The organism is Burkholderia sp. Ac-20344, from assembly GCF_017104975.1.
GTDB lineage: Bacteria > Pseudomonadota > Gammaproteobacteria > Burkholderiales > Burkholderiaceae > Burkholderia.
Genome location: NZ_JAAGPP010000045.1, coordinates 23,565 through 39,966, shown reverse-complemented (window position 1 = coordinate 39,966; position 16,402 = coordinate 23,565). Strand labels below are relative to the sequence as shown.

The 16,402-nt window shown below is 63.0% G+C and carries 12 protein-coding genes and 1 tRNA gene; 4 read left to right on the top strand and 9 right to left on the bottom strand.

The genetic code is table 11. The features are described 5' to 3' along the window. Positions 1–210 precede the first annotated feature (210 nt). The 3 genes from tssJ to icmH all read left to right on the top strand — a co-directional run bounded on the left by tssJ (position 211) and on the right by icmH (position 3,050). Complete coding sequence (gene tssJ, locus G3N64_RS16660) at positions 211–822, top strand: type VI secretion system lipoprotein TssJ (protein ID WP_205784911.1); 612 nt, start codon at positions 211–213, stop codon at positions 820–822. Positions 823–924: 102 nt separating this feature from the next. Next, positions 925–2,271 (top strand): type VI secretion system baseplate subunit TssK, encoded by a 1,347-nt coding sequence (tssK, locus tag G3N64_RS16655; RefSeq protein ID WP_205784910.1) that lies wholly within the window; start codon positions 925–927, stop codon positions 2,269–2,271. Beyond that, positions 2,268–3,050 (top strand): type IVB secretion system protein IcmH/DotU, encoded by a 783-nt coding sequence (gene icmH / locus G3N64_RS16650; RefSeq protein ID WP_205784909.1) that lies wholly within the window; start codon positions 2,268–2,270, stop codon positions 3,048–3,050. Before tssK ends, icmH begins: the two co-directional genes overlap by 4 nt. Positions 3,051–3,139: 89 nt before the next feature. Here icmH and G3N64_RS16645 read toward each other — a convergent pair whose 3' ends face one another. The 4 genes from G3N64_RS16645 to G3N64_RS16630 form a co-directional block, all read right to left on the bottom strand. Next, positions 3,140–3,457: a hypothetical protein gene (locus tag G3N64_RS16645; protein WP_205784908.1), complete on the bottom strand. Its 318-nt coding sequence runs from the start codon at positions 3,455–3,457 to the stop codon at positions 3,140–3,142. A 486-nt stretch (positions 3,458–3,943) separates the two neighbouring features. Next, positions 3,944–4,252 (bottom strand): hypothetical protein, encoded by a 309-nt coding sequence (locus G3N64_RS16640; protein WP_205784907.1) that lies wholly within the window; start codon positions 4,250–4,252, stop codon positions 3,944–3,946. Between the two features lie 8 nt (positions 4,253–4,260). Next, complete coding sequence (locus G3N64_RS16635) at positions 4,261–8,883, bottom strand: RHS repeat-associated core domain-containing protein (protein WP_205784906.1); 4,623 nt, start codon at positions 8,881–8,883, stop codon at positions 4,261–4,263. A 56-nt stretch (positions 8,884–8,939) separates the two neighbouring features. Further along, the gene (locus tag G3N64_RS16630; protein ID WP_205784905.1) at positions 8,940–12,113 is read right to left on the bottom strand and encodes a type VI secretion system Vgr family protein; all 3,174 of its coding nucleotides are present in this window, start codon (positions 12,111–12,113) and stop codon (positions 8,940–8,942) included. A 355-nt stretch (positions 12,114–12,468) separates the two neighbouring features. Here G3N64_RS16630 and G3N64_RS16625 point away from each other — a divergent pair, with 355 nt between their 5' ends. Next, the gene (locus tag G3N64_RS16625) at positions 12,469–13,269 is read left to right on the top strand and encodes a transporter substrate-binding domain-containing protein (protein ID WP_205784904.1); all 801 of its coding nucleotides are present in this window, start codon (positions 12,469–12,471) and stop codon (positions 13,267–13,269) included. A gap of 59 nt (positions 13,270–13,328) precedes the next feature. On the opposite strand, the gene G3N64_RS16620 is transcribed toward G3N64_RS16625, so the two are convergent. The 5 genes from G3N64_RS16620 to G3N64_RS16600 all read right to left on the bottom strand — a co-directional run bounded on the left by G3N64_RS16620 (position 13,329) and on the right by G3N64_RS16600 (position 16,398). After that, positions 13,329–13,532 (bottom strand): hypothetical protein, encoded by a 204-nt coding sequence (locus tag G3N64_RS16620; protein WP_060205372.1) that lies wholly within the window; start codon positions 13,530–13,532, stop codon positions 13,329–13,331. Between the two features lie 711 nt (positions 13,533–14,243). Continuing rightward, a tRNA-Thr gene (locus G3N64_RS16615) sits at positions 14,244–14,319 on the bottom strand. An 18-nt stretch (positions 14,320–14,337) separates the two neighbouring features. Continuing rightward, entirely contained in the window at positions 14,338–14,865 is a 528-nt protein-coding gene (locus G3N64_RS16610) for a ClpXP protease specificity-enhancing factor (protein ID WP_205784903.1), read from the bottom strand. A gap of 71 nt (positions 14,866–14,936) precedes the next feature. Beyond that, on the bottom strand, positions 14,937–15,548 hold the full coding sequence (locus G3N64_RS16605; protein WP_006400565.1) for a glutathione S-transferase N-terminal domain-containing protein: 612 nt from the start codon (positions 15,546–15,548) through the stop codon (positions 14,937–14,939). A 91-nt stretch (positions 15,549–15,639) separates the two neighbouring features. After that, positions 15,640–16,398 (bottom strand): cytochrome c1, encoded by a 759-nt coding sequence (locus G3N64_RS16600; protein WP_205784902.1) that lies wholly within the window; start codon positions 16,396–16,398, stop codon positions 15,640–15,642. Positions 16,399–16,402: the final 4 nt, after the last annotated feature.

The following is a 16,402-nucleotide window of genomic DNA, read 5'->3' as shown; positions in this document are numbered from 1 at the left end:
CTGCTGACTTGCAGCGATTTTGCTTTCGGCCGGGACGGGCAAGTTTTACTGGTCGCGCGACGCGCCGCCCGGGCGGCGGAAAAAATTTCCGGAAACTCGCCGCAACACGGGCGTGCTCAATAGTTGAACGGTGCAATGTCGGGGATACGCAGCGAACGCGGAAATACCCGGCAGAATTGACAGGGATAAAGGCGGCACGCCGGAAATACGATGAGATCGTTGATGATTCGCTACGCGCTGCCACTGGCTGCCTGCGCCCTTCTGGCCGGATGCGCGGCCGCCCCGTTGCTCGGCTCGGCCGCGAGCGCCGTGATGTCCGCGGCCGGCATCGGCAAGCCCGAGGTGCCCGACGCGCAGAAGCCGCCGCGCAACCTCGGCATTACGCTCGCCGCGGCGCCGAACCTGAATGCCGCGACCGACAACAAGCCGCTCGCGCTCGTCGTGCGGCTTTATACGCTGAAGGACCCGACATCGTTCCAGCAGGCGCCATTCGACGCATTTACCGATCCGACCAAGGAAAAAGCCGCACTGGGCGCCGACCTGCTGAATGTGCGCGAAATCACGCTGATTCCGGGCCAGCGCTATACGGCGACCGAGAAGGTTTCGCGCGAAGCGCAGGCATTCGGCATCGTCGCGCTGTTCCGCGATCCCGCACTGCAACGATGGAAACTGACGTTCGATCCGGTGAAGTCGGAGAAATCCGGCATAATCATCGGCCTGCATAATTGCGCGATGACGGTCACCGACGGCACTGTCATCGCACCGCAACAGGGTGCGCCTTCGCAACCGCTGAATTTGCTTTCGTCGGTCTCCTGCGGTTAAACATGACGCACGAATGTCAATTAACAAGAGTTAACAATTGGCGGTTTAATTCGGGCACGAACGAATCGATTACATCGCAACACGACATTAACCGGATTTGACATGAGTTATTCGGCCAAGGTGCTGTGGGGGGAAGGGCTGTTCCTCCGGCCTCAACACTTTCAGCGACAGGACGCGTACCACGAAGCGCGCCTGTTCGAATCGATCCAGGCGATCCAGCCGTACAACTGGGGCGTGCGCTCGGTGCGCATCGACCGCGATGCGCTCGGCAGCAACGTGCTACGGGTTGCCGAGCTCGCGCTCGTGTTCCCGGACGGCGCGCTGTATGCCGCGCCGCAGGCCGACGACCTGCCGCCGCCGATCGCGCTGGACACGCTGCCTGACGGTATCAACGAATTCGTGTTCTATCTCGCGCTGCACCCGCTGCGCGAGAACGGCACCAACTACAGCGACGATCCGGCCACCGGCTTCATGACGCGCTTCGTCAGCGAGCAGACGAGCGTCGCCGACAACTTCACCGACGCGGCCGAGGCCGACATCACGTTCCTGAAGACGCAGGTCAAGCTGATCGCGCACAGCGAACCGCGCGACCAGCTGCTGTCGGTGCCGCTCGTGCGCGTGCGCCGCACCGCGACGTCCGGTTTCGAGATCGACGACAGCTTCGTGCCGCCGTGCCTCGCGATCGACGCGTCGCCGATCCTGCACCAGCGGCTGCGCCAGCTCGTCGACGCGCTGCAGGCGAAGGTGAACGCGCTGTACGGCTTCCACCGCGAGCCGTCGAAGAACATCATCGAGTTCCGCTCGGGCGACATCGCGTCGTTCTGGCTGCTGCACACCGCGAACGCCGCGTTCGCGACGCTCGCGCACCTGCACCAGCATTCGGCGCTGCATCCGGAGCGGCTGTTCCAGGAACTGCTGCGCCTCGCGGGCCAGCTGATGACGTTCTCGAAGGGCTATACGCTCGCCGACCTGCCGGTGTACCGTCACGACGATCCGGGCCCGAGCTTTGCGCGCCTCGACCTGATGCTGCGCGAGCTGCTCGACACCGTGATCTCGACGCGCTACTTCGCGATCACGCTCGACGAGGTGCGCCCGTCGTTCCACCTGGGCCGCCTCGATTCCGGCAAGATCGACGACAAGACCGAGTTCTACCTGGCGGTGTCCGCGGACATGCCGAGCGTCGAGCTCGTCGACGCGGTGCCGGCCCGCTTCAAGGTCGGCGCCCCCGACGACGTCGACAAACTCGTGCTGTCGGCCATGCCCGGCGTGCGGCTCTCGTACACGCCGCAGGTGCCGCCCGCGATTCCGGTGCGCCCCGGCGCATGCTACTTCGCGCTCGATTCGCGTAGCCCGCTGTACGAGCGCATGTTGCAGGCCCAGTCTGCGATGATCTATGCGCCGACTGGCATCAATGACCTGAAATTCGAACTGATCGCGGTCACATCATGAGCTACGCGCCTTCCCTGTTCGGCGACAACGCGCCGACACCGCTGCATACCCCGGCGTCGACGGACGCCTCGTTCCAGGCCCGTTCGCTGCTCGACCTGCTGTACGACGGGTTCTTCATGCTGTTCCTGCTCAAGAACGGGCGGGAGCCGGAAAGCGCGGGCGAGTTCAGCACGCGGATCCAGGAATTCCTGTCGGACTTCGAGCGCGGCGCGAAGAAGCTGAATATCGCCGCTGAAGACGTGTATGGCGCGAAGTTCGCATTCTGCGCGGCGATCGACGAGATGGTGCTGTCGTCGCAGTACAAGATCCGCACGGAATGGGAGCGCCGGCCGCTGCAGCTCGTGCTGTTCGGCGAGCAGCTCGCGGGCGAGAAGTTCTTCCAGTATCTCGAGGAATGTCGCGCGCAAGGGGCGGCACGGCTGCAGTCGCTCGAGGTGTTTCATATGTGCCTGCTGCTCGGGTTCCAGGGCAAGTATCTGCTCGAAGGGCCGGAGAAGCTGGCTTACCTCACGGCGCGGCTGGGGGATGAGATCGCGCATATGAAGGGCAAGCGGGCGCCGTTCGCGCCGCATTGGCCGCTGCCGGATCAGATCGCGCATCGGTTGAAGCGCGAGGTGCCGGTTTGGGCGATTGGCGCGGTTTTTGCGCTGGTTGCGCTGCTCGGGTATGTCGGGCTCAACACGTATCTGAAGGACAAGACGCTGCAGGCGCTGGCGCCTTATTCGCAAGTGATCAAGGTGGGCCCGGAGTCGGCTAATTTGACGATTTCGTTACCTTGAGCGGCGGGCTTCGTTCCGGCGCCGATGCTTCATGACAAAAGGACCGCCTGGCGGTCCTTTTTTGTTTGTAGCGTGCTCGCTGTGTGACGTCAGAAGAGAATGAACGCGTCGTTTTCGACGTAGAACACGAACGCGTCGAACAACTGAGCGAGCGTCGGTTCGTCGATCTGGTCGTGCGCGTTGATCACGATGTCCTCGATCGTCGCGCTATCCAGCGTCACTTGCCAGCCGGGCTGCCGGACAATGGCGGGCACGGCACCGTCTTCGGCGTCGTTGGTGTCTTCGGAGAATGCCCCCTCCGTGTCGAGCGTCCATGGCATCGGCGGGAGATAGAGCCATCCGGAGAAATCGCCCGGGCGTTCGAGAATGTGTTTCAGCGACACGTCGGTCGCGGGGGTGGTCGACATGGGTATTGCGGTTGTATCGAAGTGAATGCAGCACGGCACCGCAAGATCGCAGCAGCCGCGCGTGATTATGCCAATTCCACGCCAGCGCGACTGGCCAGTTGTCGTCTCGGGTCGATCTGCTGGTTACTGGATGGCGGGTCGTGATCTGCGAGACCGACGATATGCGCGCCGTCTTCGGACGTGCCAGTCACGACGTTCGCAACGAATCCGTCCATTTCGCACGGCGCCTGACCGACGTTGCGCGCACTCGATGCACCTGTCGGACGCGAACAGAACAACGTCTCGCATCGAAGCAACGTCGATGGTCAGCCTCTCGGCAATGCATGTATCCCCAATCCGCGATCCGGACCGGGTGCACCTGACATGCATCGGCAAGTGAGGGGGTAGTGAACTGTTGTCACGATCGGGATTGCCTCGATCCGCTCATGTCGGCCCTCTGACCGGATCGAGGAAAGCGGATACTACGTGCCGCCCGGGCCGAGCCGGTCACGCGGTCCTGTTCAGATATTCGTCAAAGCACTTTTCGCAAACAGGGACAAGCCCGTCAAAGACAGTCGCGTGCGCTTCTTCGAAATCCTGGCCAAATGGTGTGTCACTAGGCTCGGGCAACCCGGACTGCTTCGCAATATCCGCCGAAACGAAGTATGAAATGTCGGGGAGCCCATCTCCAAGCCAGTCGATGTCATAGCGGAACATCTGCAACCGCCCCGCGTCCTTCTTCATATCGGCCGCGATATCACTTGAAACATGCACCACGCCGGAAGCGCCATGCGATTTACACAATATCCTGCCCATGTCTCATCCTATTGACGTCGCCCGTTCGCAAGTAACCACTTAACGGTCTCGCGTGTCGTGGCTGGTACATTCTGCGCGCCGCCGGCCCGCAAAATGTCTCCGACGTGCGTCACACAGCTGTTGGTATTTCTGTCATACACACCCTGGTCATGCCCCAGACGCTTGGCCTGGGCCTGGTACGCCGCGGTGGCATCCGGCAAATCGACGTGAATCGTATTCTCAACCGTCGATGCCGGCGCCATATGCTGGGCGGTAATAATTGTATTGTGATCATCGTCGACGATCACCTGGTGCGTTCGCAACGTTCGCCCTGAATCCGGAACCACCTCAACATCGAAATGAGGCCCGAATTCACTTCGCGACTGCCGGATGATTGCTTTCCCGGGACACAGCCCGAGCGGATCGGTCCATTGAGTCGGGTTCGGCGCATACTGATAAACGTTGATGCCGCCCGCCAATCCGATCGGATCGCGGCTGACGAAGCGGCCAATTTGAGGATCGTAGTACCGGTAACGGTTGTACGCGAGTCCCGTCTCGTCGTCGACTTGCTGCCCCTGGAACCGCAATGCATTCTTCGGCGCGATTCCAGCCGCCTTCGACACCTGCGCGATCACCTCCCGCGCTTCACCCCAGGCCTTGTACGACGCCTCCCACACCACCTCGCCGTAATCGTCGGTCAGCCATTGCGGCGTACCGATCTGGTCGCAGTGGTAATAGAACAGCTTGGCGTTCGAGCGCCGCTCCGGCACCTTCTGCAACGGATCGTCTTCCGGCACATAGCGATCGGTGCTCTTCCATTCCGGCGTCGCGATACCGCCCACGGGCTCGGCCACGTACTGCGCAAGCGGTATGAACGTTGCTGGCTCATAGATGTAGTGCGTACCACGCTCCGCGTTACTTTCATACGCGAGCATGTTGCCATCCCAACCGAACACGGTCCTCTCGCCGTTCACCTCTTTCGCAATCCGGCGGCCCAGCGCGTCATAGAAATACCGCGACTGGCTCTGCCGCGATTTCTCGGCGACCCTCGATGCCTGCAAGCGGTTGAATTCGTCCCATTCGAATACCTGCTCTCCGTCGGGCGTGCGCTTGCGCACCGGGTTCCCGCGTTCGTCGTACTCGAAATGGATTCCGGCGTACGCCTTCAGCAGGTTGCCGAGCACCTTCGGCACCTCGATGGGCGACGAATTCTCCGGCCTGACCGGAATGGGTCGCGACGCGTTGCCGAGCGGCTGCGCCGGATCGATGAGGTTACTCGCCGGGTCGAACGCGAACCGTTCCTGCGCGATGGGACTGATGGCCTCGATCAGACGCCCGACCGGATCGTATCGATAGTCGATTCCACCCTTGCGGCTATCTTCGATGCACGACAATTGCCCTGCCGCATCGTAGCGATACCGACGCTCCGCCATCGGCACCGACGACGTCGACCGCTGCAGCGTCTGCTGCAGCATCCGACCAGCCGGATCATATGTCGTACGCTGCCCGACTTCGCTCGACAGCACCCGCAGCGTCTCGCGATGCAAGTCGTCGCGCTCGAACTGCACGCGCTCTTCGCCATCCAGCAGCATGCCGTGCACATGTCCCGAGCCATAGATCAGCCAGTCGATCGCATGACCGTCCGGTCGCACGGTCCGGCGCCGGTTGCCGAGTTCGTCATATTCGTGGTGCCAGACGTAGCTGCGCCGCTCGCCGAACAGATCGTAAGCATGATGCTCTCGCACCAGATTGCCGATCGGATCGAAGAAGAACTGCACCCGGCTGTATCGGTTCACCGCCTCGATCAGCCTGCCGCTCGGATCGTAGGCGAAGCGTTCTTCGCTCTCCCCGGAAGCGCGCTTGAGCAAGCGACCATTGACATCGAGCTCCAGCGCCGTCACGCATCCCGCTTCGTCGACCGCAATGACGCTGCCGCTTTCCTTGTCGCGTTCGTAGCGGGTCGACTTGCCGTCGAAGCCGATTTGCTCGGTCAATCGCCCTGCTCGATCGTAGTGGAACTCATGCGTCGCGAAATTGGCATCCGTCAGCACCGACAGCCGCCCGATCCGGTCATAGCGATACGTCAGCGTCTGTCCAAGCGCATCCGCACGGCTCGCGATCCGTCCGGCCGCGTCATAGCTGTACCGGATCGAACGATTCAGCTGGTCGGTATGCCGCAGCAAGCGCCCCTCGGCGTCGTGCTGGACCTGTTCCAGACCGGCAGGCGAGCGGATCTCGGCCAGTTGTCCGTTCTGGCCATAGCCATAGGCCGTCACGCCACCCGCGGCGTCCGTCACCTCGATCACTCGACCGATGGCGTCATACCGCCATTCAGTCTTCTTTCCGGAGCAATCCGTGTAGCTAGTCAGCTGCCCGGCGGGGTTGTATTCGATCGACTTCGAGCCGCCCTTGGCGTCGGTGATCTGCGTCAGCAGTCCTTTGTCGTCATAGCTGTATGCCGTCACCTGCTCGAGGGGATCGACCATTTCGACAAGATTGCCCGCATCGTCGTATTTGCGGTGCCACACATAGCCGCTCGGGTCGACGACGCGAACCATCTGATTCTTGTCGTCGTATGCCATTTCGACGACGCTGCCGTCCACACGTTCATGCCGCACCATATTGCCGCGTGCGTCGTACTCCATCCGCTCGATGCTGCCGTCCTGTCGAATATGCAGGACCAGGTTGTGATTCGTGTCGCGCCGGAACCATTCCTCGTTGCCGTCGGCGTACACGATCCGGTACACGTACCCGTGGATATTGAAGTAATACCGCGTCATCTGACCCAGTGCATCGGTCACGTACGTGAGGCGAATGTTCGGATTCCACGCAATACGGATGTCGAGGCTGCCGTCGTCGGCATATTCGCGGACGCATTTCGCGTTCGCATTGTCGTCCGCCTCAGCACCATCCCATTCGAGCGTCATCCCGCGCCCCGTACGATCGGTATAGCGCGTCACGAGATGTCGATGGTATTGATAGGTTCGCGCGTTGCCATGGCGATCGACCGCACGAACGAGATCTCCCATCGAATCGTATTCGTAGCTCGCGAGCACGACGCGTTCGCCGTTCTTGAGCACCTGTTCGATTTGCACGATCCGGCCATGCTTGTCGTGCTCGAACGCGAGCACATTGCCGCTTGCATCGATCAATCGCGCAAGACGATCCAGCGAATCGTAGTCGAGCGTAATCGCGTTGCCGGCTCGATCTTTCTGCATCGCGAGCCGGAAGACGTCGCCACGTCGCTCGTACACGTGCAGCGCTACGTGACCATACGCAACCGTCACCCACGTATCGTCAAGACGCGACAACGTCAGCTTTTCGGACAGGTCATCGTGTACTTCGCCGGCCGCGAGCGCCCGATATTCGATACTGCGCCCTTCCGCGTCGCGATAAATCCATTGACCGCCCTTGATATCGATACGGGTCGTATAGGGCGTGATCCACCGCGCCCCCAGCTCGCCACCGTCGTACGCGGAGAGCCTCGAGCGGTACCTGCGCTCCCATACGAGAGGCAATGCACCCGGCAATTCAAAATCCTCGTGCGAGAACGTTTCGTCCCCGAACGCGAAGTCGATCGACGCGGTCGACGACCCGGTCGGGCACCACTGGCAGCCGCTTTTCCCCGGCCCCTCCACCGGCGCCTGCCCGTTGTTCGCTTCCAGCCCTTCCTGCCCCCGTGTCTTCCGCGCCTGCCCCTTCCCCCCCGGCTTGACCTCCGTGCTCTGCTCATGCAGCTTCGAACGCGCCTTCACTCGGCCCACCGCCTCGATCAGCTGCAAGACGAGCCACATCATCTTGCCTTCCTCGCTGCCGGCCAGCGAACGAATCGACGACGCGACCTTCGGTGCTTCGGTTCGCAGGAACGCCACGACTGCGCGAAACGGCTCGAGCCACGAATCCGGTGCGAGCTTCGCCGCGGTGCCTACCGTCGCGTTGCCGACCGTTTTGCCAAGCGCCTTGTAGCCCTCGTAAGCAAAGGCAATCCCGTCCCCCACCCGGCTGGTGCTGTACCACGGCCGGTTGTCGCGCATCTTCTTCGCGAGCTGTTCGGCGCGCTTCAGGTTGCCGCTGTTGTCGAAGAGCTGACCGTGCAGCGCACGGTCCATGCCGGTCGCGATCGCACCCATCAGCTCTTCGGCCTTCGCCGCACACCCGTCGAGCAGCTTGACGAGCCCTTCCTTGAGCTTGTTCAGGAAGTCTTCGATCTCCGTCGCGCAAGTCGCGTTGATATGCGTGATGAGCACCGAAATGAGCGCCGCGCCGAGATTGCTGCGCGTGATCAGCAACTGGTTGCGCACGAGCGCGAGCAGCGGGCGCGCCGACATCCGGAACGGCGCGAGCGTAGGCGGAATCGGAATGATGCCGATCAGGTTGATCGCGAGGCTCAGGTAATCGAGCACCTTCCCGCCGCGCTTCTGGACGATCTCGGCAATATCGCCAAGCGCATCGATCGCCGCCATGATGTTGCCGACGATCGGCACCGCGCCGGCCACCGTCTTCACGTCTTCGAACGTGACGTGGTTGCCGCTGATCTTGCGCAGCCACGCATCGAAGCGATTGCCGCCCTGCGCCACGTCCTTCGGCGAAATGTCACTGAGCCAGGTGACGGCCTGTTCCTTCTCGGCGCCCGGCGGAAGCTGTTGTGCCATGTCGTTCTTCGTTCAAGTCACGATCTAGTTGTTCTTGGCGGTCATGCACCGCCCTCTCAGGATTTCAGCGGTCCGCCAAACCCGCTCGTCGGCAGCTTCATGCCGGTGGCAGCAGACGCCACCGTCGTGGCGCCCTTGCCCGCGATCCCGGCAACATCTGGCAGCGCACCCTGCAGTGCTCCGGATGCCGCATTCGCCACCGGTGCGGCCAGCGCCGCGAGCCCGCCCTGCCGCGCAACCTGCACCATCCCTGCCACCTGCTTCGCGGCGCTGCCCAGGCTCGAAGCCGTCTGCAAGGCAGACACCGCACCTGCGCCGCCCAGCGCACCTGCCGCCGCCGGCAACGCGGAGCTCGCGAGCCCGCCCAACGCCGCACCGGCACCACCTCCGTTCGCGAGCCCCATCGCAGCGGTCGCCGCCGCAGGCGCCATCCCCTGCAACTGGCTGGCAAGCTGCCCCGTCGCCGCGGCCCGTGCGGCCTCCGGCGACGGCTCGACCGGCTCTGCCGGCCACTTCGCTTGCTTGAAATAATTCGCAGGCTGATCCGACTCGCGCGGGTCCTTCCCGAACTCGACGCGCACCGCGCCAGGCGGCAGCCCACTCACGACCGTATAGCCGCCGTTATCGAGGGCGCCCTTCTTGAGCACCGCTCCGTTCACGTCTTTCACCGTGAACAACCCGCCCTTGACCGCCTCGCCGTTCACATACTTGTGGAACAACTCCAGTTGCCCCGGCTGATCCGGCCTTGGACTCGGCAACGGATACCCCATGCTCGCCGGCCCCGCGAACGTATGCGACGCGCCCTTCACATCGATGGCACCAGGTGCATGAACCTCGATATTCCCACCCTGGATCCGGATATACCCGCCGCCACTCGTCAGCAGAATCCCCTGATCGGCCGCGATCTCGATCTGCGCCGTCGCCGACACCACCTTCACCGCCTTCTGCGCGGTCACTTCGACGTTGTCAGACTGCGCCTGGATCTCCACCTTGCCCTTGCCGGCGAACAGCTTCATCCCCGCGTTCTGCGCGAACAGGCTCAGCTTCTGCCCGATGCTCCCGATCAGCGACTTGCCCGCGGCAACGTGTACGCTTTGCCCGCTCGCCACGTTCACGTGATCGTTCGCGACCACATGCACCGACTGCTGCGTCGACATCCCGATCCCCGACGGGCTGCCGAACAGCATCACCGGTTCCTTGAACGCGTTCGCGTTACCCGTGCCGCCGCCTGCCGTGCGCCCGCCGGATGCACTGCCCGATGCGCTGTCCTGCGTCGCGTCGGTGAACGCGCGCATCGTGTCCTGCGCATCCTTCAGGCTCTCTGCCTGATGCTGCTCGCTCACGCCCGACATCGCCTCGACGAGGCTCTCGCCGGTCACGAGCTGCTGCTGCGCCTCCTTCACGTCGAGCGGCTGGCTGTTCGCCGCCTTCGGGTGCGTCGTCACGTACAGGCCCTGGCTTGCCCGCACCGCGCCATACGCGTCGGAGCGCAGGTCGAAGCCGCTGCCGAGATACGACCCGCGCGAATTGCCGCTCTGGGCGATGATGTAGCCGAGATGCAGCAGACTGTTCGCACTGCTGCTCATCAGCTGTACGCGGTTCTGCCCGGTCGCGTCGTCCATCACGAGCTGGTTGTAGCCGCCGCCCGAATACTCTTTCGACCGATACCCGGACAGGATCCCGTCGGTATGCCACTGCGGCTGGTTCGCGCCGTTGTACACACGCCCGACCGCGAGCGGCCGGTCGCAGTCGCCGCCGACGTAGTCGATCAGCACTTCCTCGCCGATGCGCGGCACATGCACGCCGCCATAGCCGCCGCCCGTATCCGACTGTACGACGCGCACCCAGCACGATGCGTTCTCGTCGCCCGGGTTCATCCGGTCCCACACGAACTGCACGCGAATCCGGTTCAGTGTGTCGGTATAGACTTCCTCGCCCTGCGGCCCGACGACGATGGCGGTCTCGAGGTGCATCTCCGGCTTGTGATGCTCGAACGGGCTGCGATACGGCACGCTCACACGTTGCGCTTCGACTTCGACGAGATAGAAGCCGACTGAACCGTCATGGTGCGGCACGCGAAACGCGGGATCGGCGCCGTGGCCGTCCTGCACCTGCGCCAACGCTTCGCGCAGACTGTATGGAAAGTCCGCAGCGTCGCTCGCGACAGGCAGGTTGTTCTCGATCCACCACGCCACGTCGATCGCGGCGAACTCGCGCTGATCGGCTGGATCACGGTCATGTTCGGGATGATCGGCCAGCGTGAAACGCCGGCCGGCGTCGATCGCACGCACACCGCCCGTGCCATGGAACCGCTTCGCCTGCGACTCCCACTCTTCCATCTTGACCTTCGTCAGATGGTCGCCGCGCGTCTGGTCGAGATACGTGTACGCGCCCGTGTACTCGTAGACTTCGAGCTGATCGGGCAACTCGCCCTGGCCGGCCATCGTCGGCAGCGACGTGCCTTTCGGGTTCGACGGCTGCGAAGGATTCTTGTAGTCGAATGTCCGCGTCGATCGCGTGACGCTCTGCAGCGTGCGCGTGCCCGACCATTGCGTGAACGCGTCGGCTTCGCTGACCGTGCCGCTGCGATAGAAGCGTACGGTTTCCGGCGACAGCGGCGCGAAGGCTTGCAGGTTGTCGGTGATGACGAGCGTATGCGACTTGCCGTCGTCGGCCTGCTGCCATGCGCTGTAGAGCCCTTCGTTCTCCATCAGCCGATGCACGAATTGCCAGTCGGTATCGTGCTGTCGCGTGTACGAGCGGTTCGGCAGCGGTTTCGTCAGCGCGAAGCGGAAATGGCCCTGCGCCTGTGGATGCCGGTTCAGCACGTCGCTGATGATCTGTTCGACGGTCGTGTCGTTCCAGAGCCGCTGATCGCGACGGAACTTCAGGAAGTGGGTGAAATCGGCGAACGCGAGCTGATAGGTCGTGAGTCCGCCGTCGGCGCCCAATCGGCGCGCGGTATGCACGTACCCGTTGATCGGCCGGTAACCGAGATCCCCCTGCTGGATCCACAACGTGACGGGCTGTGCGATCAGCCTTTTTAGTTCCACATCGCTGTCGGTCGACAGCACGTCGAGCGTGAACTCGTACGCACGCCCGATACGCGAGCGACCGACTGCCCGCTGAACGGTCAGGACGTTTGCCCCCAGTGGCGTATCGAGCTTCAGCAACCGATCCTGCTGAAGCAATCCGCCGCGCAACGCGGCGATTGTGTTCTGCATGTTCATGAACGGCCTTTTTTTCTTTTGACGCGCCCTCGGATGGCGCTGGCATTCGATTTTGCTCGCGCGATTTTACAGACAAAATCTTGTACGAATCGAAAGATGGACTGATTTAAAAGCGTATTTTTCGAGCGCGATCGGACGCCCCACGTATCGGCCTCGCCGGTCGGCTGTCGCCTCAACCCGCACATGCCACGGCGATATTGCTGCTCTCCCCCGTGAAATCGATTTCAATCAGGGCCAATTCCGGTTTCGGCGCGGCACGGTTGCGAGTAGTGTCTACGTGCCTGTATTGCGGCCCGGCCATGCCCACCGGCGCCCGGCGCTCACCCCACACCACGCTGACCACTGGAGATCTGCGATGAAACGTTCGAAGTTCCTGCTGTCGGGCCTGCTGCTCGCGTCGGCCCTCGGCTTCACGGCCGTCGCCGCGCACGCGGACGACCTGCTCGATTCGGTCAAGAAAGCCGGCGTGCTGCGCGTCGGCCTCGAAGGCACGTATCCGCCGTTCAACTCGCGCGGCACGTCGGGCCAGCTCGAGGGTTTCGACGTCGACGTTGCGAATGCCGTCGCCGGCAAGCTCGGCGTGAAGACGCAGTTCATCCCGACCGAATGGAGCGGCATCATCGCGGGCCTGCAGGCCGGCAAGTTCGACGTGATCGTCAACCAGGTCACGATCACGCCGCAGCGCAAGGAAGTGCTCGACTTCAGCCAGCCGTACACGTACTCGGCCGCGCAGCTGATCCAGCGCAAGGACGACACGCGCAACTTCAAGTCGCTCGACGAATTCAAGGGCAAGAAGCTCGGCGTGACGCTCGGCACGAATTACGACCAGATGGCGCGCACCGTGCCGGGCATCGAGGTGCAGACGTATCCGGGCGCGCCGGAGAAGCTGCGCGACCTCGCCGCGGGCCGGATCGAGGCAACGCTCGACGATCGCCTGATGCTCCCGTACATGATCAAGACATCGAACCTGCCGCTGCGCGCGGGCGCGGTGCTGAACGGCGGCAAGCAGGAAATGGCGATCCCGTTCCGCAAGGGCAACCCGAAGTTCGAGAAGGCGGTCAACGACGCGCTCGATTCGCTGCGCAAGGACGGCACGCTGAAGAAGATCTCGATGCACTGGTTCGGCAGCGACGTGACCGTGCCGGTCGCGCAGTAAGCGGCCCGGCGCTTCAATGCGTCACGCCCTTCGCGTCGATGAAGGCGTGACGCTTCCCCTCAAGCCGCTTCGTCGAAGCGCGCCAGCAGCATCTGGCCGATCGGTGTCAGCGCGGGGCGCGCGGCCACGGCATTCATACGCATCTGCGTATCGTCGACCAGCCGCTTCTCGACCAGCACGGCGAAGGCCGGATTCGACGGATCGACGCTGTCCGGCGCACGTGCAACGCGCAACAGCATCGAGAATTCATGCGGACTCAGCATGGTCCCTGTCTCCTGATCGTCCGCGATCCGGTTCGAACCGGCGTCGATCGTATTTTTGAATGGAATGGCGCGATGCGTGACCGCTGCGCCGCCGGGAGCGAGATCCCGGTCGGCCCGCTTGCGACGCGGGCACGTCGTCGCGAGCGGGTTGCGCACGTTCCCGACCGGCGGTGCCGCCGCGACGGGAACGTGCAACGTTATGGGCGCACCGTGACGTGACCGTGACAGGAAAGCGGGGCGCAAGCCGGTGCGCGTCACACGCCGTTTCGGTTCAATGCCCCGACGATTGACAAAGACGGACCGCATCGCATGCCTGGCCGCCGGTTACCTGCTCGCCGGCCGCTTCGCGCCCTTCATCGCGAATCGACCGAATACGGGAAACCCGCACGCCCCGATCCGCTCGCATGGCGCATGCAGCGCACGATCACGTTCACCGCGCGCCCGAGCGCTATCCCGACGAGCACACCCCATACCGCGGACGACTGCATCGCGAAGCCGCCCGTCGCCGCTCACGGCGCGTGCACGGCGAGCGCGGCCGTTTCCGTCGAGACGAACAGCGGAAGATGCTGCCGGTCAGTCGTGCGTATGCGGGGTTGTTCAGGCAGATGTGATGCAGATCGTGCGGGGATGCCCGCTCAGTCGACCAACCGACAATCGGTCCGGAAACGACGAAGGGCCGGGAGACAAAATCTCCCGGCCCTTCGTTCAATATGGTGCCGGCTGCAGGACTCGAACCCGCCACCTGATGATTACAAATCAACTGCTCTACCAGATGAGCTAAGCCGGCGTAGCGCGAGATTCTACCTCATTTCACGATCTTGAGGCGAGGTCTGCTGCCACCTTTTGAACCGTCGCCATCGCCGTCGGTTTTCGGCGGCTCGTCCGCGCCTTCGGAGGGTTCCTCGTTCGCGCCGCTGTCGGCCACCGGCGTCAACGCAGCAGGCGACTCGTCGCGCTGCACATCGTCGGCCTGCGCCGCATCTTCGTCGAACGCACCCGAATCCGCACCTTCGCCCGCGACCGCATCGACCTGGAACGCCATGCCCTGCCCGTTCTCGCGCGCATAGATCGCGAGCACGTTGGCCACCGGAATCTCGATCTTGTGCGCCTTTCCGGAGAACCGGGCCGTGAACTCGATCCACTCGTTGCCCATCTGCAACTGGCTCGTCGCCTCGAAGCTGATGTTGAGCACGATCTCGCCGTCACGCACGAACTGACGCGGCACGCGCGTCGAATTGTCGACCCTCACCGCGATATGCGGCGTGTAACCGTTATCGGTGCACCACTCGTACAGCGCGCGCAGCAGATAAGGCTTCGTTGAAATCTCTTGCATCACAATCCTCGAACCCGGAGCGGGGGCGCGGCACGCCGCGCCGCCCTCTCCGTCATGCCCTCATTGCATCATCAACGACGCATGACCTTTTCGGACGGCGTCAGTGCTTCGATGTAGGCCGGACGGCTGAAGATCCGCTCGGCGTACTTCATCAGCGGCGCCGCGTTCTTCGACAGCTCGATGCCATAGTGATCCAGACGCCACAGCAGCGGTGCGATCGCGACGTCGAGCATCGAGAATTCCTCGCCGAGCATGTACTTGTTCTTCACGAAGATCGGCGCGAGCTGCGTCAGGCGATCGCGGATCGCGAGGCGTGCCTTCTCGTGATTCTTCTCCGCTGCCTTGCCCTTCTCGTTCTCGAGCGTGCTGACGTGGACGAACAGCTCCTTCTCGAAGTTGAGCAGGAACAGGCGTGCACGTGCGCGCTGCACGGGGTCGGCCGGCATCAGTTGCGGATGCGGGAAGCGCTCGTCGATGTACTCGTTGATGATGTTCGATTCGTACAGGATCAGGTCGCGCTCGACCAGGATCGGCACCTGACCGTACGGGTTCATCACCGAAATGTCTTCCGGCTTGTTGAACAGGTCGACGTCACGGATTTCGAAGTCCATGCCCTTCTCGAACAGCACCAGCCGGCAACGCTGGGAGAACGGGCAAGTTGTGCCGGAATACAGAACCATCATGTTTGCGTTTCCTCAAAAAAGCCGAGGGCCGGCACGTGGCGATCCCCTCGCGGGTTCCACCTTGCGCCGGCCCCACGCCGGTCAGGCGTGATTACTTGATATCTTTCCAGTACGCGGCATTGAGCCGCCAGGCCAGGAAAGTCAGGACACCGAGAAAGATCAGCACCCATACGCCGAGGCGTTTGCGGGTCTGCTGCGCCGGCTCGGACATCCAGGTCATGTACGCCACCAGGTCGGCAACCGCAGCATCATAATCCACCGCGGACAGTGTCCCCGGCGTGACCTGCTGGAAGCCGACGAGCGTATGGACCTTCTCGCCCGTCTCCTCGTCCGTCTTGTCTTCGAATTTGGCGGTGCGCTGCCCCTGCAGCTGCCACAGGACATGGGGCATGCCGACGTTCTCGAACACCGCGTTGTTCCATCCGCTCGGCCGCGCATCGTCTCGGTAGAAGCTCCGCAGATACGTATACAGCCAGTCGCGGCCGCGCGCACGCTCCTCGACCGACAGGTCGGGCGGCGAAGTGCCGAGCCAGTTCTTCGCGTCTTCGGGCCGCATCGCGACGGACATCGTGTTGCCGACCTTGTCGGTCGTGAACAGGAGATTCTTTTCGATCTCCTTCTGGGATATGCCCAGATCCGTCAAACGGTTGTAGCGCATCAGGTTCGCGCTGTGGCAGTTCAGGCAATAGTTTACAAACAATTGCGCGCCATGCTGAAGCGAAACGAGATTTTCCGTGTTATCGGGCGCCCGGTCGAGCGGAAAATTACCTTCCGCCCGAACCGCCGGCGCCACCAGCAGCGCACACGCGGTCGCCCCGATCAGCGCGAGTGTCGAAAGCAGTTTCTTCATGTCG

Excerpts from the sequence above, each read along its gene's own strand:
- tssJ (WP_205784911.1), top strand. The coding sequence starts at position 211 with ATGAGATCGTTGATGATTCGCTACGCGCTGCCACTGGCTGCCTGCGCC.
- tssK (WP_205784910.1), top strand. The coding sequence starts at position 925 with ATGAGTTATTCGGCCAAGGTGCTGTGGGGGGAAGGGCTGTTCCTCCGG.
- icmH (WP_205784909.1), top strand. The coding sequence starts at position 2,268 with ATGAGCTACGCGCCTTCCCTGTTCGGCGACAACGCGCCGACACCGCTG.
- G3N64_RS16645 (WP_205784908.1), bottom strand. The coding sequence starts at position 3,457 with ATGTCGACCACCCCCGCGACCGACGTGTCGCTGAAACACATTCTCGAA.
- G3N64_RS16640 (WP_205784907.1), bottom strand. The coding sequence starts at position 4,252 with ATGGGCAGGATATTGTGTAAATCGCATGGCGCTTCCGGCGTGGTGCAT.
- G3N64_RS16635 (WP_205784906.1), bottom strand. The coding sequence starts at position 8,883 with ATGGCACAACAGCTTCCGCCGGGCGCCGAGAAGGAACAGGCCGTCACC.
- G3N64_RS16630 (WP_205784905.1), bottom strand. The coding sequence starts at position 12,113 with ATGAACATGCAGAACACAATCGCCGCGTTGCGCGGCGGATTGCTTCAG.
- G3N64_RS16625 (WP_205784904.1), top strand. The coding sequence starts at position 12,469 with ATGAAACGTTCGAAGTTCCTGCTGTCGGGCCTGCTGCTCGCGTCGGCC.
- G3N64_RS16620 (WP_060205372.1), bottom strand. The coding sequence starts at position 13,532 with ATGCTGAGTCCGCATGAATTCTCGATGCTGTTGCGCGTTGCACGTGCG.
- G3N64_RS16610 (WP_205784903.1), bottom strand. The coding sequence starts at position 14,865 with ATGCAAGAGATTTCAACGAAGCCTTATCTGCTGCGCGCGCTGTACGAG.
- G3N64_RS16605 (WP_006400565.1), bottom strand. The coding sequence starts at position 15,548 with ATGATGGTTCTGTATTCCGGCACAACTTGCCCGTTCTCCCAGCGTTGC.
- G3N64_RS16600 (WP_205784902.1), bottom strand. The coding sequence starts at position 16,398 with ATGAAGAAACTGCTTTCGACACTCGCGCTGATCGGGGCGACCGCGTGT.